The sequence below is a fragment of the Verrucosispora sioxanthis genome, assembly GCF_010560025.1.
GTDB classification, from domain to species: Bacteria; Actinomycetota; Actinomycetes; order Mycobacteriales; family Micromonosporaceae; genus Micromonospora; species Micromonospora palythoicola.
Genome location: NZ_SAIY01000005.1, coordinates 485,761 through 505,345, shown reverse-complemented (window position 1 = coordinate 505,345; position 19,585 = coordinate 485,761). Strand labels below are relative to the sequence as shown.

The window sequence follows — 19,585 nt, the reverse complement described above, 5'->3', positions numbered from 1 at the left end:
TCAGGCGGGGGCCGGGGCGGGGTGGGAGGGCTCGGTTGAGGTGGATGCGGTCGGGCTGGTGGGCGGGGGTGGGTGGTCGGCGGGGCGGCGTTCGCGGGTGGACCAGAGCACGGCGAGGGTGGCGAGCCAGACCAGGCAGGAGCCGAGCATGTGCAGGCCGACCAGCAGCACCGGCAGGTTGGTGAAGTACTGCACGAAGCCGATCACCCCCTGACCCAGCTCGACCAGGAGCAGGGTCAGCGCCGCCCGCACGGCGGCTGCCGGCGCGCCGACCGCGCGCAGTGCCAGCCACAGGCCCACGGTCAGGCCGACGAGCAGGAAGACCAGGTCGGCGTGGATCTGGGAGATGGTCTGCGGGTCCAGGCCGTTACGGACGGCGTCGGCGTCGCCGGCGTGCGGGCCGCTGCCGGTCACCGCCACCCCGACGACGATCACCGCCGCGCTGGCCACCACGGTGAGCCAGGTCAGGGTCCGCACTGCCGGTGGCACCACGGGCACCGTCGGGCCGTCCGGCTCGCTCACCCGGCGCCACAGGGCGTACGCGACGAGCAGCAGCAGCATCGACACCACGAAGTGGATGCCGACGATCGAGGGATGCAGCTGGGTACGGACGGTGATCCCACCGATCACCGCCTGTGCCACGATGCCGAGCACGACCGCCAGCGCCAGCGGCACCGCACCGCGTCGCCGGGGACGGTGTGCCAGGGCGGCCAGCAGGGTGGCGCCCGCGATCAGCACCAGCACGAACGTGAGCAGCCGGTTGCCGAACTCGATCGCTCCGTGCATGCCCATCTCGGCGGTGGCGGTGTACGACTCGTCGGTGCACCGGGGCCAGGTGGGACAGCCCAGGCCGGACGCGGTCAACCGCACCGCCCCGCCGGTGACGACGATCGCGGCGTTCGCGACGATGTTGGCGAACGCCAGGCGGCGCAGCAGGGTGCCGGAGACCGGGGAGCGGTCGGGTCGCTTCACGAGGCGAATCCTACGCAACGTAGTTGTCACCGATCGGGTGACTCCGCCCGTGCGGTGGTTCGGATCACCGGGGTCACGTTTGCGGGCCCTGATTGAATTACGTAACGTGGGCGTTGTGAAAAAGGCGGCGGGGCTCACCGGGCACCAGCCGACGGCCGGTACGGTCGCCGGCCGGTCGCTGCCGGACACCCACGTCCCGCCTGCCACGACCAGCACCCAGGCCGCGCCGACCGGTGAGCAGTCGACCCGGGACCGGGTCACCCTGCTGCTGCTGGAGCGCCGCGCCGCCACCGCCGCCCAGTTGGGCGACGCGCTCGGGCTCAGCCCGGCGGCGATCCGCCGGCACCTGGACGCGATGCTCGCCGACGGTGACGTCGTGGCCCGCGAGCAGACCGTACGCGGTCACCGTGGGCGGGGCCGCCCGGCCAAGGTGTTCCTGCTCACCGACGCCGCCCGCAGCCGGTGTGGCACCCACCACTACGACAACATGGCCACCGCCGCGCTGCGCTGGATCGCCCGCACCGGTGGCTCGCAGGCGGTGGAGCGGTTCGCCGCCGAGCAGGTGGCCGCCCTGGAAACGCGCTGTCAGGCCGCCCTGGCCGACGCGGGCGACGATCCGATGGCCCGTGCGGAGGCACTCGCCGCGGCGCTGACCGCCGAGGGATACGCTGCCAGTGCCTCCACGATCGCCTCCGGCGGCCAGCTCTGCCAGCACCACTGCCCGGTGGCGCACGTGGCCGCCGAGTTTCCCCAACTGTGCGAGGCCGAGACCACGGTGATCTCCCGCCTGGTCGGTACCCACGTGCAGCGCCTGGCCACCATCGCGCACGGCGACGGGGTGTGCACCACGCACATCCCGGGTTCGCCGCACGCCCAGTCCGGTAAGACCGTCACCACTGTGAGGACAGATAGATGACCGAGCAGATCGTCCAGCCCCTGACCCAGGAGGAGCAGCTCGCCGCCCTGGGCAACTACGAGTACGGCTGGGCCGACCCGGACGTCGCCGGGGCCTCGGCTCAGCGCGGCCTCAACGAGGCGGTGGTGCGGGACATCTCGGCCAAGAAGAACGAGCCGGCCTGGATGCTCGACCTGCGCCTTAAGGGCCTGCGGCTGTTCGAGCGCAAGCCGATGCCGGCCTGGGGCGCCGACCTCACCGGGATCGACTTCGACAACATCAAGTACTTCGTGCGCTCCACCGAGAAGCAGGCCGCCAGCTGGGAGGACCTGCCCGAGGACATCAAGAACACCTACGACAAGCTGGGCATCCCGGAGGCGGAGAAGCAGCGCCTCGTCGCCGGTGTCGCCGCCCAGTACGAGTCCGAGGTGGTCTACCACAAGATCCGTGAGGACCTGGAGGAGCAGGGTGTCGTCTTCCTCGACACCGACACCGCCCTCAAGGAGCACGAGGACCTGTTCAAGGAGTACTTCGGCACGGTGATCCCGGTCGGCGACAACAAGTTCGCCGCGCTGAACACCTCCGTGTGGTCCGGCGGCTCGTTCATCTACGTGCCGAAGGGCGTGCACGTGGAGATCCCGCTGCAGGCGTACTTCCGGATCAACACCGAGAACATGGGCCAGTTCGAGCGGACGCTGATCATTGTCGACGAGGGTGCGTACGTGCACTACGTCGAGGGCTGCACCGCGCCCATCTACTCCTCGGACTCGCTGCACAGCGCCGTGGTGGAGATCGTCGTCAAGAAGAACGCCCGGTGCCGTTACACGACCATCCAGAACTGGTCGAACAACGTCTACAACCTGGTCACCAAGCGCGCCGTGTGTCACGAGGGCGCGACCATGGAGTGGATCGACGGCAACATCGGTTCCAAGGTCACCATGAAGTACCCGGCGGTCTACATGACCGGTGAGCACGCCAAGGGCGAGGTGCTCTCGGTGGCGATGGCCGGCGAGGGGCAGCACCAGGACGCCGGCGCCAAGATGGTGCACGCGGCACCGCACACCAGCAGCACCATCGTGTCGAAGTCGATCGCCCGGGGTGGCGGCCGGACCTCGTACCGGGGTCTGGTGCAGGTGCTGGAGGGCTCGCACAGCAGCGCCAGCACGGTCAAGTGCGACGCCCTGCTGGTCGACACCATCTCCCGCTCCGACACCTACCCCTACGTCGACATCCGCGAGGACGACGTGTCGATGGGGCACGAGGCGACCGTCTCCAAGGTCAGCGATGACCAGCTCTTCTACCTGATGAGCCGGGGCCTGAGCGAGGACGAGGCGATGGCGATGATCGTGCGCGGCTTCATCGAGCCGATCGCCAAGGAACTGCCCATGGAGTACGCCCTGGAGCTCAACCGCCTGATCGAGCTGCAGATGGAGGGCGCGGTCGGCTGACCCCGGCCGCACCACAGCACCGGACACCGTCGTCGTAGACACAAGCAAGGACGAGATGACTACCCAGGCTTCCGCGCCGCCCAGCACCAAGTCGCAGGCGCTGCGTTCGTACGATGTCGCCGACTTCCCGGCCCTGACCGGCCTGGAGGAGGAGTGGCGCTTCACCCCGCTCAAGCGGCTGCGGGGGCTGGTCGGTGACGACCCGACCGCCACCGGCACGGTCCGGCACGAGTACGCCGACCTGCCCGAGGGCGTGTCCGTGGAGCGGGTCGGCCACGACGACCCGCGGGTCGGCAGCGTGCTCACCCCGTTCGACCGGGTCAGCGCGCTGGCCTACGGCGGGGCCGGGCAGGCGCTGCTGGTGCGGGTGGCGCAGGACGCGGTGATCAGTGGCCCGACCATCCTCCGGGCGGTCGGCGAGGGCGTCGAGGGCCTGGCCTTCGGTCACACGGTGATCGAGGTGGGCCGGTTCGCCGAGGCCATCCTGGTGCTGGAGCACGTCGGCTCGGCCACCCTCGCCGACAACGTCGAGGTGTCGGTGGGCGACGGGGCGAAGCTCACCCTGGTCACCGTCGCCGACTGGGCCGACGACGCCGTGCAGGCGCAGCACCTGAAGGTACGGCTGGGGCGCGACGCGCGGGTGCTGCACGTCCAGGTCACCCTCGGCGGTGACCTGGTCCGGCAGTACACCACCGTGGAGTACACCGACCGGGGCGGCGAGGCCGAGCTGTACGGCGTCTACTTCGCCGACTCCGGCCAGCACCAGGAGCACCGCCAACTGGTCGACCACACCGTGCCGGACTGCCGCAGCTACGTCGGCTACCGGGGCGCGTTGCAGGGCGAGAGCGCCCGTACCGTCTGGGTCGGCGACGTGCTGATCCGGGCCGAGGCGACCGGCACCGACACGTACGAGATCAACCGGAACCTGCTGCTCACCGACGGTGCCCGGGCCGACTCGGTGCCGAACCTGGAGATCGAGACCGGCGAGATCGCCGGCGCCGGCCACGCCAGCGCCACCGGCCGCTTCGACGACGAGCAGTTGTTCTACCTGATGGCCCGGGGCATCCCGGAGGCCGAGGCTCGCCGGCTGGTGGTGCGCGGCTTCTTCGCCGAGCTGCTGCACAAGATCCCGGTGGAGTCCCTGCGGGAGCGCCTGGGGGACGCTATCGAGGCGCGGCTGACCAAGGCGGGCGCCTGATGATCCGCATCTGCGCCGTCGAGGACGTGCCGAAGGGCACCGCGATCAGCGCGGACGTCGACGGCACCCAGATCGCGCTCGTGCACGGCGAGGACGAACAGTTCTACGCCGTGTTCGACGAGTGCTCGCACGCGGCCGTCGCGCTCTCCGAGGGCGAGGTCGAGGGCTGCACGCTGGAGTGCTGGCTGCACGGCTCCCGTTTCGACCTGCGTACCGGCGAGCCCACCGGGCTGCCCGCCACCGAACCCGTACCCGTCTACCCCGTCGAAGTCCGCGACGGTGACATCTACGTCAGTCTGACGCCGAGCAATGGAGTGACCCGATAATGAGCACCCTGGAGATCCGCGACCTACAGGTGTCGGTGAAGCTGCCCGAGGGTGAGCTCAAGCCGATCCTGCACGGTGTCGACCTGACCGTGAAGTCGGGGGAGACCCACGCGATCATGGGCCCGAACGGCTCCGGCAAGTCGACCCTGGCGTACTCGGTCGCCGGCCACCCGAAGTACGAGATCACCGGCGGCTCGGTGACCCTGGACGGCGAGGACGTCCTGGAGATGTCCGTCGACGAGCGGGCCCGGGCCGGCCTTTTCCTCGCCATGCAGTACCCGGTCGAGGTGCCCGGCGTGTCGGTGGCGAACTTCCTGCGTACCGCGAAGACCGCGATCGACGGCGAGGCGCCGAAGCTGCGCACCTGGGGCGGCGAGCTGCGCGGTGCCATGGAGCGGTTGCACATGGACCCGGCCTTCGCCCAGCGCAACGTCAACGAGGGCTTCTCCGGTGGTGAGAAGAAGCGCCACGAGATCGTGCAGCTGGAGCTGCTCAAGCCGAAGATGGCAATCCTCGACGAGACCGACTCCGGTCTCGACGTGGACGCGCTGCGCGTGGTGAGTGAGGGCGTGAACCGGGTGCGCGACACCGGCGACACCGGCCTGCTGCTGATCACCCACTACACCCGGATCCTGCGCTACATCAAGCCCGACTACGTGCACGTCTTCGTCGCCGGCCGGATCGTCGAGCAGGGCGGCCCGGAGCTGGCCGACAAGCTCGAGGAGTCCGGCTACGAGCGGTACGCGGCCGGGGCCGGTCCGGCGCGGGTCTGACCCCGAAGGAAGGGGCGGTCACCACGATGACCACCATCGCGATCCCGCCGGGGATGCCGCAGTACGACGACGTGCCGCGCTACGACGTGGCGGCGGTACGCGCCGACTTCCCGATCCTCGATCGGGAAGTCAACGGGCATCCGCTGGTCTACCTGGACAGCGCCAACACCTCGCACAAGCCGCGTCAGGTGCTCGACGTACTTGCCGAGCACTACGCCCGGCACAACGCCAACGTGTCCCGTTCGGTGCACACCCTGGGCACCGAGGCGACCGAGGCGTACGAGGGAGCCCGGGCGAAGGTCGCCGCGTTCGTCAACGCGCCGAGCGTCGACGAGGTGGTCTTCACCAAGAACTCCACCGAGGCGATCAACATCGTGGCGTACGCGTTCTCCAACGCCTCGCTGCGGGCCGACGCCGACCCCCGGCTGCGGCTGGGGCCGGGCGACGAGATCGTCATCTCCGAGATGGAGCACCACTCGAACATCGTGCCGTGGCAGTTGCTGGCCGAGCGCACCGGCGCGACGCTGCGCTGGTTCCCGGTCACCGACAACGGCCGGCTGGACGAGTCGGGCCTGACCGACCTGGTCAACGAGCGGACGAAGATCGTCTCGCTGGTGCACATGTCCAACATCCTCGGCACCGTCAACGCCACCTCGCGGATCACCGCCCGGGTCCGCGAGGTGGAGGCGCTGCTGTTGCTGGACTGCTCGCAGTCGGTGCCGCACATGCCGATCGACGTGGTCGACCTGGACGCCGACTTCATCGTCTTCACCGGGCACAAGATGTGCGCCCCGACCGGCATCGGCGTGCTCTGGGGCCGCACCGAGCTGCTGGCGGCGATGCCGCCGGTGTTCGGCGGCGGCTCGATGATCGAGACGGTGACGATGGGCGGCTCCACCTACGCGGCACCGCCGGCCCGGTTCGAGGCCGGCACCCCGCCGATCGCCGAGGCGGTCGCGCTCGGCGCGGCCGTGGACTACCTCACCGGCATCGGCATGCGGTCGATCCAGTGGCACGAGAAGCAGCTGACCGCGTACGCGCTGGACGCCCTGGGCGGCGTGCCCGGCCTGCGGATCTTCGGCCCGGAGGTGCCGGTGGGCCGGGGCGGCACCATCTCGTTCGCGCTCGGCGACGTGCACCCGCACGACGTGGGGCAGGTGCTCGACTCCCTCGGCGTGCAGGTACGGGTCGGGCATCACTGCGCCCGCCCGGTCTGCACCCGGTTCGGGGTGCCGGCCACCACGCGGGCGTCGTTCTACCTCTACACCACCACCGAGGAGATCGACGCACTGGTGGCGGGCCTGGAACAGGTGCGGAAGGTGTTCGCCTGATGCAGCTTGATTCTCTCTACCAGGAGATCATCCTGGACCACTACAAGCACCCGCACGGTCGCGGGCTGCGCGACGCTGCGGACCCGGCCGACCGGGTCGGCGAGGCGCACCACGTCAACCCGACCTGCGGTGACGAGGTCACCGTCCGGGTGGCCACCGACGGTGCGACGTTGCACGACGTGTCGTACGACGGGATGGGCTGTTCGATCAGCCAGGCGTCCGCGAGCGTGCTGCACGAGCTGCTGACCGGCCGGGGTGCGACGGAGGCGTTCGAGGTGCACGAGGCGTTCGTGGCGTTGATGTCCGGCCGTGGTCAGGTCACGCCGGACGAGGATGTGCTCGGCGACGGGGTGGCGTTCGAGGGCGTGGCCCGCTATCCCGCCCGGGTCAAGTGCGCGCTGTTGCCGTGGATGGCGTTCAAGGACGCCGCGGCACGCGCCGGTGTGGGCGCGAGCCCGACGGAGGTGAAGGCATGACCGAGCAGACCAACAGCACGCCGGAGTCGGGCGCCGTGGCGACCGACGGCGCGGTGACCCCGGCGGTCGGCGGCAAGGCCGCCGTCGCCGACATCGAGGAGGCGATGAAGGACGTCGTCGACCCGGAGCTGGGCATCAACGTGGTCGACCTCGGCCTGGTGTACGGCGTACACGTCGACGACCAGAACGTCGCCACCCTGGACATGACGTTGACCTCGGCGGCCTGCCCGCTCACCGACGTGATCGAGGACCAGGCCCGTCAGGCGCTGACCACCGGCCCCGGCGGTGGTCTCGTCGACGACATCCGGATCAACTGGGTCTGGCTGCCCCCGTGGGGACCGGACAAGATCACTGACGAGGGCCGCGACCAGCTCCGCTCCCTCGGTTTCAACGTCTGACGGCTCCTCCGGGCAGTCTGCCTCGGGCGCGGCATCCACCGGGTGCCGCGCCCGACGTGACTCACCCGTCCGCCGCCGTGCCACCACGGTCGGATTGCCCGGAGTTATCGTTGCCGCGCGGCGACCCGTCCAGTGGGTCGACCCCGGTTGATGGTGGTGGTCCCGGCGCTGTCGAGCTGAGAGCGCAGACGCATCACCCCAGGCCCCGCTTGACGCCGACGGTTCAGCTCGACAGCCTCGGCAGGGGTAGAGGTGCCGGGCGTGCGGCGGTCCGCCACGGGTCGCGGTAGCGAGCCCTGATCGATCGCCGGACGGGAGAGGGCGTGCTGCTCTGTCGATAATCCGTGGCGTCGCCGCAGCCGGGCCCGGAAGATGGCGCGGTGAGTGAGGCGTACCCGAAAAAGCTGTGTCCTGTCGCCGTGGCCACCGCCGCGCGTCGACAGCGGCTCGCGCCGGGCCGCGTCTCGCCACGGCGTCGGTCGTGACCGGCGCGTTCCTCGCCGGTCTGGTCGCCGGCTACGGCGTGGCCGTCCCGGTCGGCGCGATCGCCGTGCTCATCCTCGGGCTCACCGCCCGGACCTCGTTCCGGGTCGGTGCGGCCGCCGCGCTCGGGTGGCCACCGCCGACGGGATCTACGCCGGTGTCGCGGCGCTCGGCGGCGCGGTGGTCGCGGGTTGGCTGGCTCCGGTCGCCGGGCCGCTGCGACTGGTCGGCGCGACGGTGCTGCTCGCCCTCGCCGCCCACGGCGCCTGGCGCGCCCTGCGGGTGCCCGGCCCACGCCGGTGCTCGAACCACGCGCCGACGCCGGGCGTCCCGGCCGTCTCGTCGGTGGGTGGCCCGGACCGGTCGGCGGCCGTCGCGGCCGGGCCGGGGTCCGGTCCGGCATCGGTACGGCGTGGGTTGGACACGCCGACCCGGGCGTTTGTCGGGATCCTCGCGCTGACCCTGCTCAACCCGGCCACCATCGTCTACTTCACGGCGTTGGTGCTCGGCCGGGCCGACCTGGGCGGCTCCGGCACCGCCGTCGCGGTGGTGTTCACCCTCGGGGTGTTCCTCGCCTCGGCCAGTTGGCAGCTGCTGATCGCCGGGGGTGGCTCGCTGATCGGGCGGGTGCTCACCAGCGATCGTGGTCGGCTGGTCACCGCGCTGCTGTCCAGCGCCATCATCACCGTGCTCGCCGTCGGCATGCTCCTCGGTGGCTGAACCGGGCCACCCGTGCCGTACGGTCGGGTGATGAGCAGCCGACCCGCCGCCGGGGGCGGCCGGTGGGTGGAGGTCGATCCGGACCGCGTCGCCCGCTGGGTCGCCGGCTTCGCCGACCGGCACGGCCCGCCCACCGTCAGCGCGCACGGGTACGGCCTGCTGCTGTCCGCTCCGGACGGTGCCACCGCCGAACTGCACGCGCCCCGGGCTCGTCGCCCGCCACCGATCTGGCGGGTTTCGTGGCGGCGGTCACCCTGCCGCACCGGCTCGGGCTGCTGCTGGTCCGCAAGGGCGCGGTGGCGGTGGGCATCGCGGAGGGGGAGCGGCTGCCGGTGCACAAGGTGGACACCCGCTACGTGCAGGGACGTACCGCCGCCGGTGGTTGGTCGCAGCAGCGTTTCGCCCGCCGCCGGGACAACCAGACCAAGGCGGCGCTGGCCGACGCCGTCGAGTTGGCCGTCCGGCTGCTGCTGCCGGCGGCCGACCGGCTCGACGCGCTGATCGCCGGCGGGGACCGGCGGGCCGTGGACACCGTGCTGGCCGACCGTCGACTCGCCCCGCTGGCCGCACTGCGCGCCGACCGTCTGCTCGACGTCCCCGAACCTCGACACGCGGTGCTGCTGGCCGCGGTGACCGCCGCCCGGGCGGTTCGCATCCTGGTCCGCGAACCGCAGCCGGAAGGCAGCCGCTAGCGCCCGGCCCGGCGGAGAGGGCGCGTAGTACGGCTGTGGGCCCGGTCACCGGTGACCGGGCCCGCGGCGTGCCGCTTCGTCAGACCGCGCCGCTGAAGGTGTCGCAGGAGGCCGGGTCGCCGCTGTCGTAGCCCCGGTTGAACCACTGCTTACGCTGCTCCGACGAGCCGTGGGTGAACTCCTCCGGGTTGACCGGCCGGTCGGCGCGCTTGGAGATGGCGTCGTCACCGATGGCCTCGGCGGTGTCGATGGCCTCGGCGATGTCCCGCTCGGTGATGCTGGTGAAGATCTTCTGGCCGCTGTCGTCGGCCGTGCCGGTGGCGTTCTTGGCCCAGGCTCCGGCGTAGCAGTCGGCCTGCAACTCCAGGCGTACCGACAGGTCGTTGGCGTTGCCGGGGTCGCGCTGCTGCTGGCGGCGCACCTGCTCGTTGGTGCCGAGCAGGTTCTGCACGTGGTGGCCGTACTCGTGGGCCAGCACGTACGGCTGGGCGAACTCGCCCTCGGCGCCGAGTTGCGTGGCGAGCACCTCGTAGAAGGAGAGGTCGATGTAGACGAGCGAGTCGGCGGGGCAGTAGAACGGGCCGACGCCGGAGTCGGCCTGGCCGCAGGCGGTGTTGACGGCCTGGCTGAAGAAGACGGTGCGGGTCGGTTGGTACTGCTCGCCGAGCGCCTGCGGCAGGGCGGTGCGCCAGTACGCCTGGATCGAGTTGACGTAGAGGGTGTTGCGGCAGTCGAGCTGCTCCAGCGCGTTCTCGGCGGCGCAGCGCTGTTCCAGCGCGGTGTTGTCGCCCTGCTCCGCGCCGCCGGTCATGGCGTTCAGGCCGAAGCCGCCACCGACGAGGGCCACCAGTACGGCGATGACGATGCCGACGATGCCGCCGCGCCCGCCGCCGATCGGGATGGGGATGCCCATCCCACCGCCTCCGCCGCTGCCTCGCCGGTCCTCCACCTGACTGGTGTCGATCCGTGCGTTCTCGTTCAGCTCCATGGTGACCCCGATCAGTAAGTGGCTCGTTAGCCGGAACCGGGTCCGGTCGGCGATCCGGTACCCGACGATCTTGCTCGGTAATCCGCGTGGGGTACCGCGCCGGGCCCGGTACACTTGGTGCCGTGCTGCGCTGCGAAGGCTGAACGCCCCGCGCCGACGGGTCTGGTGGATCCGCCGGCGCTTTCGTGTGCCCTGAGTCAGCCCTTCGGATCCCGAGAGCGAGTACCTGGAAATGATCACTGCCACCGGCCTGGAACTGCGCGCCGGAGCCCGGATCCTGCTGTCCGACACCACGCTGCGGGTGCAGCCCGGTGACCGGATCGGCCTGGTCGGGCGCAACGGCGCCGGCAAGACCACCACGCTGAAGGTGCTCGCCGGGGAGGGCCAGCCGTACGCCGGGCAGGTCGACCGGCGCAGCGCCGTCGGCTACCTGCCGCAGGACCCGCGTACCGGCGACCTGGACGTCACCGGCCGGGACCGGGTGCTCTCCGCTCGCGGCCTGGACGCGCTGATGGCCGGGATGAAGGAGCTGGAGGCGCGGCTCGCCGAGGACGCCGACGAGCGCCTGGTGCGCCGCTACGGCGCGCTTGAGGATCAGTTCGCCGCGCTCGGCGGGTACGCGGCCGAGGCCGAGGCGGCCCGCATCTGCGCGAACCTGGGGCTGCCCGAGCGGGCCCTGGCGCAGACCATCGGCACCCTTTCCGGCGGTCAGCGTCGCCGCATCGAGCTGGCCCGGATCCTGTTCCGGGACGCCGGCGAGAACGGCGGCGGCATCCTGTTGCTGGACGAGCCGACCAACCACCTCGACGCCGACTCGATCACCTGGTTGCGGGGTTTCCTCGCCAACCACAAGGGCGGCCTGATCGTGATCTCCCACGACGGCGACCTGCTGGAGTCGGTGGTCAACAAGGTTTGGTTCCTGGACGCCACCCGCAGCGTGGTCGACGTCTACAACCTGGGCTGGAAGGCGTACCTGGAGGCGCGGGAGACCGACGAGCGGCGTCGTCGCCGGGAGCGGGCCAACGCCGAGAAGAAGGCCGGCGCGCTGATGGCCCAGGCCGACAAGATGCGGGCCAAGGCCACCAAGACGGTTGCCGCGCAGAACATGGCCCGTCGCGCGGAACGGCTGATGTCCGGCCTGGAGGAGGTACGCGTCGCCGACAAGGTGGCGAAGGTGCGGTTCCCCGCACCGGCGCCGTGCGGCAAGACGCCGCTGACCGCGACCGGGCTGTCCAAGTCGTACGGCTCGTTGGAGATCTTCACCGACGTGAGCGTGGCGGTGGACCGGGGCTCCCGGGTGGCCATCCTCGGGCTCAACGGCGCCGGCAAGACCACCCTGTTGCGGATGCTCGGCGGTCTGCTGGAGCCGGACACCGGCGAGGTGCGCCCCGGTCACGGTCTGCGACTGGGCTACTACGCCCAGGAGCACGAGACGCTTGACGTGGACCGGACCGTGCTGGAGAACATGCGGGCGGCGGCGGTCGAGCAGACCGACACCGAGCTGCGGAAGATCCTGGGCGCCTTCCTCTTCTCCGGCGAGGACGTCGACAAGCCCGCCGGGGTGCTCTCCGGTGGCGAGAAGACCCGGTTGGCGCTGTCGACCCTGGTCTGTTCCGGTGCCAACGTGCTGCTGCTCGACGAGCCGACGAACAACCTGGACCCGGTGAGCCGGGAGCAGGTGCTCGACGCCATCGCCCGCTATCCGGGCGCGATCGTGCTGGTCACGCACGACCCGGGCGCGGTCCTCGCGCTCAAGCCGGACCGGGCGATCCTGCTGCCCGACGGCGACGAGGACGCCTGGAGCGACGACCTGCTGGAACTGGTCGAGCTGGCCTGAGCCGGCGGCGCCATCACCTATCGGGAAGCTGACACTGCATAGCGTGTCGGTTGGCGAATAGTTGATATCTGGCGCATGATCGTTCGAGACGGTCTAATAGGTGGGACCGTATCCGAACCGCACAGTCTGGGACGTGAGGACACAGCATGGCAGCCACTGGCACAGCCACCAGCACTGAGAAGGGTCGCCGGATCGTCGGAGCCGAGCGTCAGACGCTCGCGAAGGACCTCGTCAAGCGGTACACCGGAGGCGAGAGCATCCGGGCGCTCGCGGCCTCGACCGGGCGATCGTACGGGTTCATCCACCGCGTACTCACCGAGTCCGGGGTGCAGCTGCGGCAGCGCGGCGGCGCCCGGCGCCGCAAGAAGGCGTGACCCGCCCGTCAGCGTCGTTCAGCAGCACCGCCACCACCACCGCGACCCGGGCCGCCCGGTGACCGCCGAGGCGACCGGGGTCCGGCTGGAATGCGACGGGCCGGTTGCCACGGTCACCCTGTGCCGGCCCGACGTGCTCAACGCGCAGACCCCGGCGATGTGGCGCGCGATGAGCGAATTCTCCCGGGAGCTTCCCGGTGACGTGCGCGTGGTCGTGGTACGCGGCGAGGGGCGGGCCTTCTCCGCCGGTCTCGACCTGGCGGTGGCCGGCGCCTCCGGGCCGGGTTCCTTCGCCGAGCTGACCACCCTGTCGGAGCAGGAGTGCGCCGACCGGATCGCCGAATATCAGGGCGGATTCACCTGGCTGCACCGCCCGGACGTCATCTCGGTCGCCGCCGTCCAGGGGCACGCCATCGGTGCCGGTTTCCAACTCGCCCTCGCCTGTGACCTGCGGGTGCTGGCCGATGATGCGAAGTTCGCCATGGCCGAGGCGACCTTGGGGCTGGTGCCCGACCTGGCCGGCACCAAGCGCCTGGTCGAGTTGGTCGGCTACGCCCGCGCGCTGGAGATCTGCACCACCGGGCGGCGGATGGACGCCGCCGAGGCCGACCGGATCGGGCTGGCCACGCTCGTGGTTCCCGCCGTCGAGTTGGACGACGCGGTGCGTGACCTGACCGCTGGGCTGCTCGCCCCCAGCCGGGACGCCGTCGTCGAGATCAAGGCGCTGCTCACCGGCGCCGCCGGGCGTACCCACGCCGAGCAGCAGCGCGCCGAGCGGGAGGCGCAGACGCGCCGACTGCGGGATCTTGCCGGACGGGGCGAATAGTAAGGACCGTTCGGGAAGATCCGGGTTACTCGCGTGGTTGTCGTAGGCGTCGGGAGAATTGACCCGACGGTGTACGACGTCCCGACCCGGAGGTGAGCGTGTCCAACCACATGGCCGCTGGCGGCATGGGCGGTTGGAGCATGCTCCGCTCGATGCGCAGCCAGGACGACATCTCCGCGCACCGGCTCAAGCGCGGTGTCGCCCGCCGGATCGTCGCATTCGCCCACCCCTACCGGCGCGACATCGTCGTCTTCCTGCTCACCGTTATCGTCGCCGCGGTGATCGGGGTGGCGACCCCGCTGCTGGCCGGCGACGTGATCGACGCGATCACCCGGGGTGGCGCCGAGGCCGGGGCACTGGTGACCCGGCTGGCCCTGTTCATCGCCGCGCTCGCGGTCGCCGACGCTCTCCTGTCGCTGGCCCAACGGTGGTATTCGGCCCGCATCGGCGAAGGCATCATCCTCGACCTGCGTACCCGCGTCTACGACCACGTGCAGCGGATGCCGCTGCAGTTCTTCACCCGGACGCAGACCGGTGCGTTGGTCAGCCGGCTCAACAACGACGTGATGGGGGCCCAGCGGGCGTTCACCTCGACGTTGTCGGGCGTGGTCAGCAACGTGATCCAACTGGTCCTCACCGCCGCGGTGATGTTCACCCTCTCCTGGCAGATCACGGCGCTCTCACTGGTCCTGCTGCCGGTGTTCATCATTCCGGCGCGCCGGGTGGGCCGGCGGCTGGCCGAGATCACCCGCGAGTCGTACAACCTCGACGCCAAGATGAACGCGACGATGACCGAGCGGTTCGGGGTGGCCGGCGCGTTGCTGGTGAAGCTCTTCGGTCGACCCGACGCCGAGGCGGCCCGCTTCGCCGCCCGCGCCGAACGGGTCCGCGACATCGGCATCACCTCCGCGATGTACTCGCGGACCTTCTTCGTGGCCATGCTGCTGGTGGCCTCGCTGGCGCAGGCCCTGACCTACGGCCTCGGCGGCTGGCTCGCGGTCAGCGGCCAGGTCAGCGCCGGCACCGTGGTGACCCTCGCGCTGCTGCTCACCCGCCTCTACGGCCCGCTCACCGCGCTGAGCAACGTCCGGGTGGACGTGATGAGCGCGCTCGTCTCGTTCGACCGGGTCTTCGAAGTGCTCGACCTGCAACCGGGCATCAAGGAACGCCCCGACGCGGTGCGGATCCCCGAGGGCGCGGGGACCGTCGAGTTCCGGGACGTCCGGTTCCGCTACCCGAGCGCCGCGGAGATCTCGCTCGCGTCGTTGGAGGAGGTCGCCGCCCTGGATCGTACGGTCAACGAACCGGTGCTCAAGGGCGTCTCGTTCAGCGTAGAGCCGGGGCAGATGGTGGCGCTGGTCGGGCCCTCCGGTGCCGGCAAGTCCACGCTGTCCATGCTGATCTCCCGCATCTACGACGTCACCGACGGGCAGGTGCTCGTCGGCGGGGTCGATGTCCGCGATGCCCGGCTCGACTCGTTGCGCGACGAGATCGGCGTGGTCACCCAGGATTCGCACCTGTTCCACGAGACCATCGCGGAGAATCTGCGCTACGCCAAGCCGGACGCCACCGATGACGAGCTGTGGGCGGCGCTGGCCGGGGCGCAGGTCGCCGACCTGGTCAGGTCGCTGCCGGACGGGCTCGACACCACCGTCGGCGAGCGTGGATACCGCTTCTCCGGTGGCGAGAAGCAGCGCATCGCCATCGCCCGGCTGCTGCTCAAGGCACCGTCGATCGTGATCCTCGACGAGGCCACCGCCCACCTCGATTCGGAGAGCGAGGCGGCGGTGCAACGGGCACTGTCGGTGGCGTTGACCGGGCGTACCGCTCTGGTGATCGCCCACCGCCTGTCCACCGTCCGGGACGCCGACCAGATCCTGGTCCTCGACGACGGCCGCATCGTGGAGCGGGGCCGCCACGACGAGCTGGTCGCGGTCGGTGGCCTCTACGCCGAGCTGTACCGCACCCAGTTCGCGGTGGCTGATTCGCCGAGTCCGTACGCCGACGCCACCGGGCCGGAACCGGTGGTCATTCCCACCCGGGAGTACATCGCCGACGAGGCCATGCCGCCCGCCGCCGCCAACTGAGGCTGCTGGTCGAATCGCCGCTCACTCGATGGTGGCCGCGTGGAGTTCGGCGAAGGCGGCACCGAGGGTCTGCGGGGTGTAGTGGGCGTTCAGGCCGCTGGGGTTGGGCAGCACCCACAGCCGGGCGTCGGCCAGCTGTTCCGGTTGCGGCCCGAATCCCGCCTTCGGCCGGGCGAAGCCGATCCGGTACGCCGTCACCCCGACCACCGCGACCCAGCGCGGCCGGTACCGGGCCACCTTGTCGGTGAGTTGCCGGGCGCCGTCGACCAGCTCGACGGCGGTCAACTCGTCGGCGCGGGCGCTGGCCCGGGCCACCATGTTGGTGATGCCGAGCCCGAGTGCCGGCAGTTGGTCCTGCTCGCTGGGGTGCAGCAGCCGGGGGGTGAACCCGCCCCGGTGCAGAGCCGGCCAGAACCGGTTGCCGGGGCGGGCGAAGTGCCATCCGGTCGCGGCCGACCACAGCCCCGGGTTGATCCCGACGAAGAGCACGCCCAGCCCGACGGCGATGAGGTCCGGGATGGTCTTGTCGGCTGCGGCGGCCAGTTCCTCCCGGCTCGGGCGCGGGTACGGTCGTGGCTCCTCGGGCCTCGGCCGGGACGGGTTCGGTGACCTGCCGTCGGTGGCCGGTGCCGGCCGTGACGGGCTCGTGGGGGTGACCCGCTGATCGCGGGGCGACTGGCCGGCGGTCACAGGCCGCGCAGCGCGCCGCCGTCGACCGGAACGGTGACGCCGGTGAGGTAGCTGGCCGCGGGGGAGAGCACGAAGGCGGCGACCCGGCCGAATTCCGCCGGGTCACCGATGCGGCGCAGCGGGATGGCGGCTTCCGCCTCGGTCCGGGCCCGTTCGGGGTCGCCGGAGGCGGCGAAGAGTTCCCGGTTGCGGTCGGTCAGCAGTCGACCCGGCAGTAGCCCGACCACCCGTACGCCACGTGGGCCGTACTCGTCGGCGACGTCCTTGGCGACGCCGGCCAGGCCGGGCCGCAAGCCGTTGGAGATGCCCAGCCCGGGCACCGGGCCGCGCGCCGAGGTGGAGAGCACCAACGCGATGGCGCCGCCCTCGGGCAGTGCCGCGGCGACCGCCCGTACCATGCGGACGCTGCCGAGAAAGACGGTCTCGAAGGACTGCCGCCACTGCTCGTCGGCGACCGACGCGGCACTGCCGGCGGGCGGTCCGCCGACGGAGACCAGAGCGCCGTCGACGCGGCCGAAGTGCTGCTGTGCGGTGGTCAGCAACCGTTCGGGTGTCGCCGGGTCCGCCAGGTCGGCGGTGATGCCGACGGCCCGGTCGGGTCCGCCGAGGCCGGTCACGGCGGCCTCCATTGGTTCGGCGTGCCGGGCGCAGAGCACCACCCGGGCGCCGTCGGCCACCAGGCACTGTGCGGTGGCGTATCCGAGCCCACGGGAGGCGCCGGTGAGCAGGTACACCCGATCGGTCAGTCCGAGATCCATGCCGACGATCCTGCCCCAGCCCGCCCGACGGGAAACAGGGGTGGTCCCGGGTCGTGGGTCGGGTTCAGGGGCGGGCCGGGCGCAGCAGGCGTACCCGACCGGCGACCTGGACCGCGATCGCGCCGCCGACCCGCCGGATGGCGGGGACCGGCGGCGACGCGGTGCCCGGTGCGCGTCGTAGCGGAATTCCGCCTCCCGGACGGCCAGTTCATCCGCGCCCAGCGCCGGCAGGGCGGTACGGGCGTGCAGCGCGCGGGCCAGGTCCCAGCCGTCGCGTAGTCCGCCGCCGGTGGGTCGGCCGGCCGCCCACTCGATGAATACCGTCGGCCAGGCCGGTCCGAGCCCGGCGGCGAGCAGCGGCCAGTGCCGGGCGACCTCGCCGGCCCGCTTGCGCAACAGTGCGGCGCGGGCGGCGGCCAACGGCCCGGGTGCGAAGCCGGACGGTGGTGGACCACCGGCCACCAGGGCCGCGACCAGTTCCGCCTGCCGCGAGGCCAGTGATCCGACCACCCGACCACCCGGGTCGTCGGGCCCCACCCCGGCCGGTGTCATGTCACCGCCGGGAAGCCGCAGGCGGCGGCCACGGCGTCGAGTTCGGTGCGTAGCTCGGCCGCGGGTGGGTAGTGCCCGTCGCGTTCCAGCAGGGCCGCTGGCGGACGGTGTCGGGCGCACAGTTCGGTGAGCAGCTCCAGCACCTCCCGTCCGATCGGATCGGTGTGCGTGTCGTGGTAGAAGCCGCCGCGCTCGGCGCCGCCCGCGACGTGCAGGTACGCCACCCGTTCCAGCGGCAGCCGGTCCAGTAGTGCCAGCGGGTCGGTGCCCCGGTTGCGGGCGTTGGCGTACACGTTGGCGATGTCGAGCAGCAGCAGCGCCGAGGTGCGGTCCAGGATCTCGGTGAGGAACGCCGCCTCGTCGAGTTCGTCGTCCGGCCAGTCGAACAGGGCGGCGATCGGCTCCAGCGCGATCGGCACCGGCAGTTCCGCCTGGGCGCGGACGATGTTGGCGCAGATCGTGTCGACCGCCTCGTGGGTGCGGGGCAGCGGCAGCAGGTGGCCCGCCTCCAGCCCGCCGGCCCGGACGAAGGCGATGTGCTCGCTGACCAGGGGAGCCGCCAGCTGCTGCGCGACCGCCGCCAGGTGGGCGACCCGGGCCGGGTCGACCGGTTCCGCGCCGCCGAGGGAGAGCCGCACGCCGTGCGGTACGACCGTGACGCCCCGGTCGCGCAGTTCGACAAGATCGTCCGGTGGCGGTCCGGCGGCCGGTACCGATTCGGCGACCACCTCGACGAAGCGCAGGCCGGGCAGCTCGGCGACGAACCCGGAGATCTCCGGCCGCCAGCCGATGCCGACGCCGTGCGGAAGGTTCATCCGCCGCACCCGCCGCCACCGCAGCCCCCACCGCCACCGCAGCTGCTGCTGCCGCAACCGGCACCCGCGGTCTGCCGCCGCCGCACCCTCCGGTGGACGTCGCGCCGCCGGCCACGGCCTGGCGCTGGATCTCGGCCTGCTGGGCGAACGTCGGATCGAGGGCCCAGAGCGACGCGGTGCCGTAGAGAGCCACCGCCATGGCCGCCCCCGCCGCTCCGTAGGTGGCGTACGCCGGGTTCGAGGCGGGCGCGAGGTGTCGGTTGCGCTGGCGCAGGGTCCGTAGCGCGGTCTCGGCCGCTCGGGTCCGGCGGGGCACCCGGACGAGCAGCACGGTGGTCAGCGCGCCGAGCGCGAGGACGGTGAGTACCAGGTACCAGACCGGACGGTGGTTGGCGAGCCCGGCGACGATCCGGGCGACACCGAGCGCCAGCAGCGCGACCAGCAGCAACGGACCGTGGCGCAGGGCCGCTCGCCGGTCCGGGCCGATGGCCAGACCGCGTTGGTCGAGCCCGTCGCGCAGCTCGGTGAGGGCCCGCTCGACCCACTCGGTGCGCCGCACGTCCCGGGCCAGGGTGCGCTGCGTCGCGGCGTAGTGGATGGCCCGGTCGAGTTGGGTGGCGGCGGGTGGCAGCGGACCGTCGGCGGTCAGTCGGTGGTCCGGGTGGACGCCGATCGCGCCCTGGCTGCGCAGCGTGCCCAGCGAGGTCCAGACGGCGAGGTCGTCGCCCCCGTTGAGGTAGGCGACCTGCTGTGGGCTCAGCTGGTTGGCCGGCGGAGCGGCATGCCCGCCCAGCAGCGCTCGGCGACGGATCAGCACGACGGCGACGGCGATCACCGTGGCCAGCAGGTAGAGCGTGATGAAGGTGGGACCGGGAACTCCCCAGGTGTCGTAGTCGACTGCGAAACCCGTCATGGCCTGCTCCTGTCACGCGAGGGAACGCGGCTT

The 19,585-nt window shown here is 71.6% G+C and carries 17 protein-coding genes and 4 pseudogenes; 14 read left to right on the top strand and 7 right to left on the bottom strand.

Annotation, left to right across the window (positions count from 1 at the left end):
- The gene (locus ENC19_RS17990) at positions 1-972 is read right to left on the bottom strand and encodes a COX15/CtaA family protein (RefSeq protein WP_164448283.1); all 972 of its coding nucleotides are present in this window, start codon (positions 970-972) and stop codon (positions 1-3) included.
- Between the two features lie 115 nt (positions 973-1,087).
- On the opposite strand from ENC19_RS17990, the gene ENC19_RS17985 reads away from it, so the two are divergent.
- The 10 genes and pseudogenes from ENC19_RS17985 to ENC19_RS17940 all read left to right on the top strand — a co-directional run bounded on the left by ENC19_RS17985 (position 1,088) and on the right by ENC19_RS17940 (position 9,712).
- Positions 1,088-1,888 carry a helix-turn-helix transcriptional regulator gene (locus ENC19_RS17985; protein WP_408058082.1) on the top strand — a complete coding sequence of 267 codons (801 nt, stop codon included), beginning with the start codon at positions 1,088-1,090 and terminating at the stop codon, positions 1,886-1,888.
- Complete coding sequence (gene sufB / locus ENC19_RS17980; RefSeq protein WP_164448282.1) at positions 1,885-3,315, top strand: Fe-S cluster assembly protein SufB; 1,431 nt, start codon at positions 1,885-1,887, stop codon at positions 3,313-3,315. The genes ENC19_RS17985 and sufB overlap by 4 nt, the downstream gene beginning before the upstream one ends.
- A gap of 55 nt (positions 3,316-3,370) precedes the next feature.
- Positions 3,371-4,513 (top strand): Fe-S cluster assembly protein SufD, encoded by a 1,143-nt coding sequence (gene sufD, locus ENC19_RS17975; RefSeq protein ID WP_164448281.1) that lies wholly within the window; start codon positions 3,371-3,373, stop codon positions 4,511-4,513.
- On the top strand, positions 4,513-4,839 hold the full coding sequence (locus ENC19_RS17970) for a non-heme iron oxygenase ferredoxin subunit (protein WP_164448280.1): 327 nt from the start codon (positions 4,513-4,515) through the stop codon (positions 4,837-4,839). Before sufD ends, ENC19_RS17970 begins: the two co-directional genes overlap by 1 nt.
- Entirely contained in the window at positions 4,839-5,612 is a 774-nt protein-coding gene (gene sufC, locus ENC19_RS17965) for a Fe-S cluster assembly ATPase SufC (RefSeq protein WP_164448279.1), read from the top strand. The genes ENC19_RS17970 and sufC overlap by 1 nt, the downstream gene beginning before the upstream one ends.
- 26 nt (positions 5,613-5,638) lie before the next feature.
- Entirely contained in the window at positions 5,639-6,943 is a 1,305-nt protein-coding gene (locus ENC19_RS17960) for a cysteine desulfurase (protein ID WP_164448278.1), read from the top strand.
- The gene (sufU, locus tag ENC19_RS17955; protein ID WP_164448277.1) at positions 6,943-7,419 is read left to right on the top strand and encodes a Fe-S cluster assembly sulfur transfer protein SufU; all 477 of its coding nucleotides are present in this window, start codon (positions 6,943-6,945) and stop codon (positions 7,417-7,419) included. The genes ENC19_RS17960 and sufU overlap by 1 nt, the downstream gene beginning before the upstream one ends.
- Positions 7,416-7,817 (top strand): metal-sulfur cluster assembly factor, encoded by a 402-nt coding sequence (locus ENC19_RS17950; RefSeq protein ID WP_164448276.1) that lies wholly within the window; start codon positions 7,416-7,418, stop codon positions 7,815-7,817. Before sufU ends, ENC19_RS17950 begins: the two co-directional genes overlap by 4 nt.
- A gap of 481 nt (positions 7,818-8,298) precedes the next feature.
- Positions 8,299-9,020: pseudogene (locus tag ENC19_RS17945) on the top strand (LysE family transporter).
- A gap of 30 nt (positions 9,021-9,050) precedes the next feature.
- Positions 9,051-9,712: pseudogene (locus ENC19_RS17940) on the top strand (acVLRF1 family peptidyl-tRNA hydrolase).
- Positions 9,713-9,791: 79 nt separating this feature from the next.
- Here ENC19_RS17940 and ypfJ read toward each other — a convergent pair.
- Complete coding sequence (gene ypfJ / locus ENC19_RS17935; RefSeq protein WP_164448275.1) at positions 9,792-10,700, bottom strand: KPN_02809 family neutral zinc metallopeptidase; 909 nt, start codon at positions 10,698-10,700, stop codon at positions 9,792-9,794.
- Between the two features lie 232 nt (positions 10,701-10,932).
- Here ypfJ and ENC19_RS17930 point away from each other — a divergent pair, with 232 nt between their 5' ends.
- From ENC19_RS17930 to ENC19_RS17915, 4 genes are all read left to right on the top strand, one after another.
- Positions 10,933-12,537, top strand: coding sequence for an ABC-F family ATP-binding cassette domain-containing protein (locus tag ENC19_RS17930; RefSeq protein WP_164448274.1), 1,605 nt, complete (start codon positions 10,933-10,935; stop codon positions 12,535-12,537).
- 146 nt (positions 12,538-12,683) lie between these two features.
- Complete coding sequence (locus tag ENC19_RS17925) at positions 12,684-12,911, top strand: helix-turn-helix domain-containing protein (protein WP_007072022.1); 228 nt, start codon at positions 12,684-12,686, stop codon at positions 12,909-12,911.
- 58 nt (positions 12,912-12,969) lie between these two features.
- On the top strand, positions 12,970-13,737 hold the full coding sequence (locus ENC19_RS17920; protein WP_164448273.1) for an enoyl-CoA hydratase/isomerase family protein: 768 nt from the start codon (positions 12,970-12,972) through the stop codon (positions 13,735-13,737).
- A 110-nt stretch (positions 13,738-13,847) separates the two neighbouring features.
- Positions 13,848-15,824, top strand: coding sequence for an ABC transporter ATP-binding protein (locus tag ENC19_RS17915; RefSeq protein WP_164448392.1), 1,977 nt, complete (start codon positions 13,848-13,850; stop codon positions 15,822-15,824).
- A 21-nt stretch (positions 15,825-15,845) separates the two neighbouring features.
- Here the strand turns inward: ENC19_RS17915 and mug are convergent, their stop codons facing one another.
- The 5 genes and pseudogenes from mug to ENC19_RS17890 all read right to left on the bottom strand — a co-directional run bounded on the left by mug (position 15,846) and on the right by ENC19_RS17890 (position 19,552).
- Positions 15,846-16,514 (bottom strand): G/U mismatch-specific DNA glycosylase, encoded by a 669-nt coding sequence (gene mug / locus ENC19_RS17910; protein WP_164448272.1) that lies wholly within the window; start codon positions 16,512-16,514, stop codon positions 15,846-15,848.
- Positions 16,511-17,272 carry an SDR family oxidoreductase gene (locus ENC19_RS17905; RefSeq protein WP_164448271.1) on the bottom strand — a complete coding sequence of 254 codons (762 nt, stop codon included), beginning with the start codon at positions 17,270-17,272 and terminating at the stop codon, positions 16,511-16,513. The genes mug and ENC19_RS17905 overlap by 4 nt, the downstream gene beginning before the upstream one ends.
- Before the next feature lie 64 nt (positions 17,273-17,336).
- Positions 17,337-17,824, bottom strand: a pseudogene (locus ENC19_RS17900) (hypothetical protein).
- Complete coding sequence (locus ENC19_RS17895; protein WP_164448270.1) at positions 17,821-18,639, bottom strand: DUF692 domain-containing protein; 819 nt, start codon at positions 18,637-18,639, stop codon at positions 17,821-17,823. The pseudogene ENC19_RS17900 and the gene ENC19_RS17895 overlap by 4 nt, the downstream one beginning before the upstream one ends.
- Positions 18,636-19,552 (bottom strand): annotated as a pseudogene (locus ENC19_RS17890) (TIGR04222 domain-containing membrane protein). Before ENC19_RS17890 ends, ENC19_RS17895 begins: the two are co-directional and overlap by 4 nt.
- Positions 19,553-19,585 lie beyond the last annotated feature (33 nt).

Excerpts from the sequence above, each read along its gene's own strand:
- sufB (WP_164448282.1), top strand. The coding sequence starts at position 1,885 with ATGACCGAGCAGATCGTCCAGCCCCTGACCCAGGAGGAGCAGCTCGCC.
- sufD (WP_164448281.1), top strand. The coding sequence starts at position 3,371 with ATGACTACCCAGGCTTCCGCGCCGCCCAGCACCAAGTCGCAGGCGCTG.
- ENC19_RS17970 (WP_164448280.1), top strand. The coding sequence starts at position 4,513 with ATGATCCGCATCTGCGCCGTCGAGGACGTGCCGAAGGGCACCGCGATC.
- sufC (WP_164448279.1), top strand. The coding sequence starts at position 4,839 with ATGAGCACCCTGGAGATCCGCGACCTACAGGTGTCGGTGAAGCTGCCC.
- ENC19_RS17960 (WP_164448278.1), top strand. The coding sequence starts at position 5,639 with ATGACCACCATCGCGATCCCGCCGGGGATGCCGCAGTACGACGACGTG.
- sufU (WP_164448277.1), top strand. The coding sequence starts at position 6,943 with ATGCAGCTTGATTCTCTCTACCAGGAGATCATCCTGGACCACTACAAG.
- ENC19_RS17950 (WP_164448276.1), top strand. The coding sequence starts at position 7,416 with ATGACCGAGCAGACCAACAGCACGCCGGAGTCGGGCGCCGTGGCGACC.
- ypfJ (WP_164448275.1), bottom strand. The coding sequence starts at position 10,700 with ATGGAGCTGAACGAGAACGCACGGATCGACACCAGTCAGGTGGAGGAC.
- ENC19_RS17930 (WP_164448274.1), top strand. The coding sequence starts at position 10,933 with ATGATCACTGCCACCGGCCTGGAACTGCGCGCCGGAGCCCGGATCCTG.
- ENC19_RS17925 (WP_007072022.1), top strand. The coding sequence starts at position 12,684 with ATGGCAGCCACTGGCACAGCCACCAGCACTGAGAAGGGTCGCCGGATC.
- ENC19_RS17915 (WP_164448392.1), top strand. The coding sequence starts at position 13,848 with ATGGCCGCTGGCGGCATGGGCGGTTGGAGCATGCTCCGCTCGATGCGC.
- ENC19_RS17905 (WP_164448271.1), bottom strand. The coding sequence starts at position 17,272 with ATGGATCTCGGACTGACCGATCGGGTGTACCTGCTCACCGGCGCCTCC.
- ENC19_RS17895 (WP_164448270.1), bottom strand. The coding sequence starts at position 18,639 with ATGAACCTTCCGCACGGCGTCGGCATCGGCTGGCGGCCGGAGATCTCC.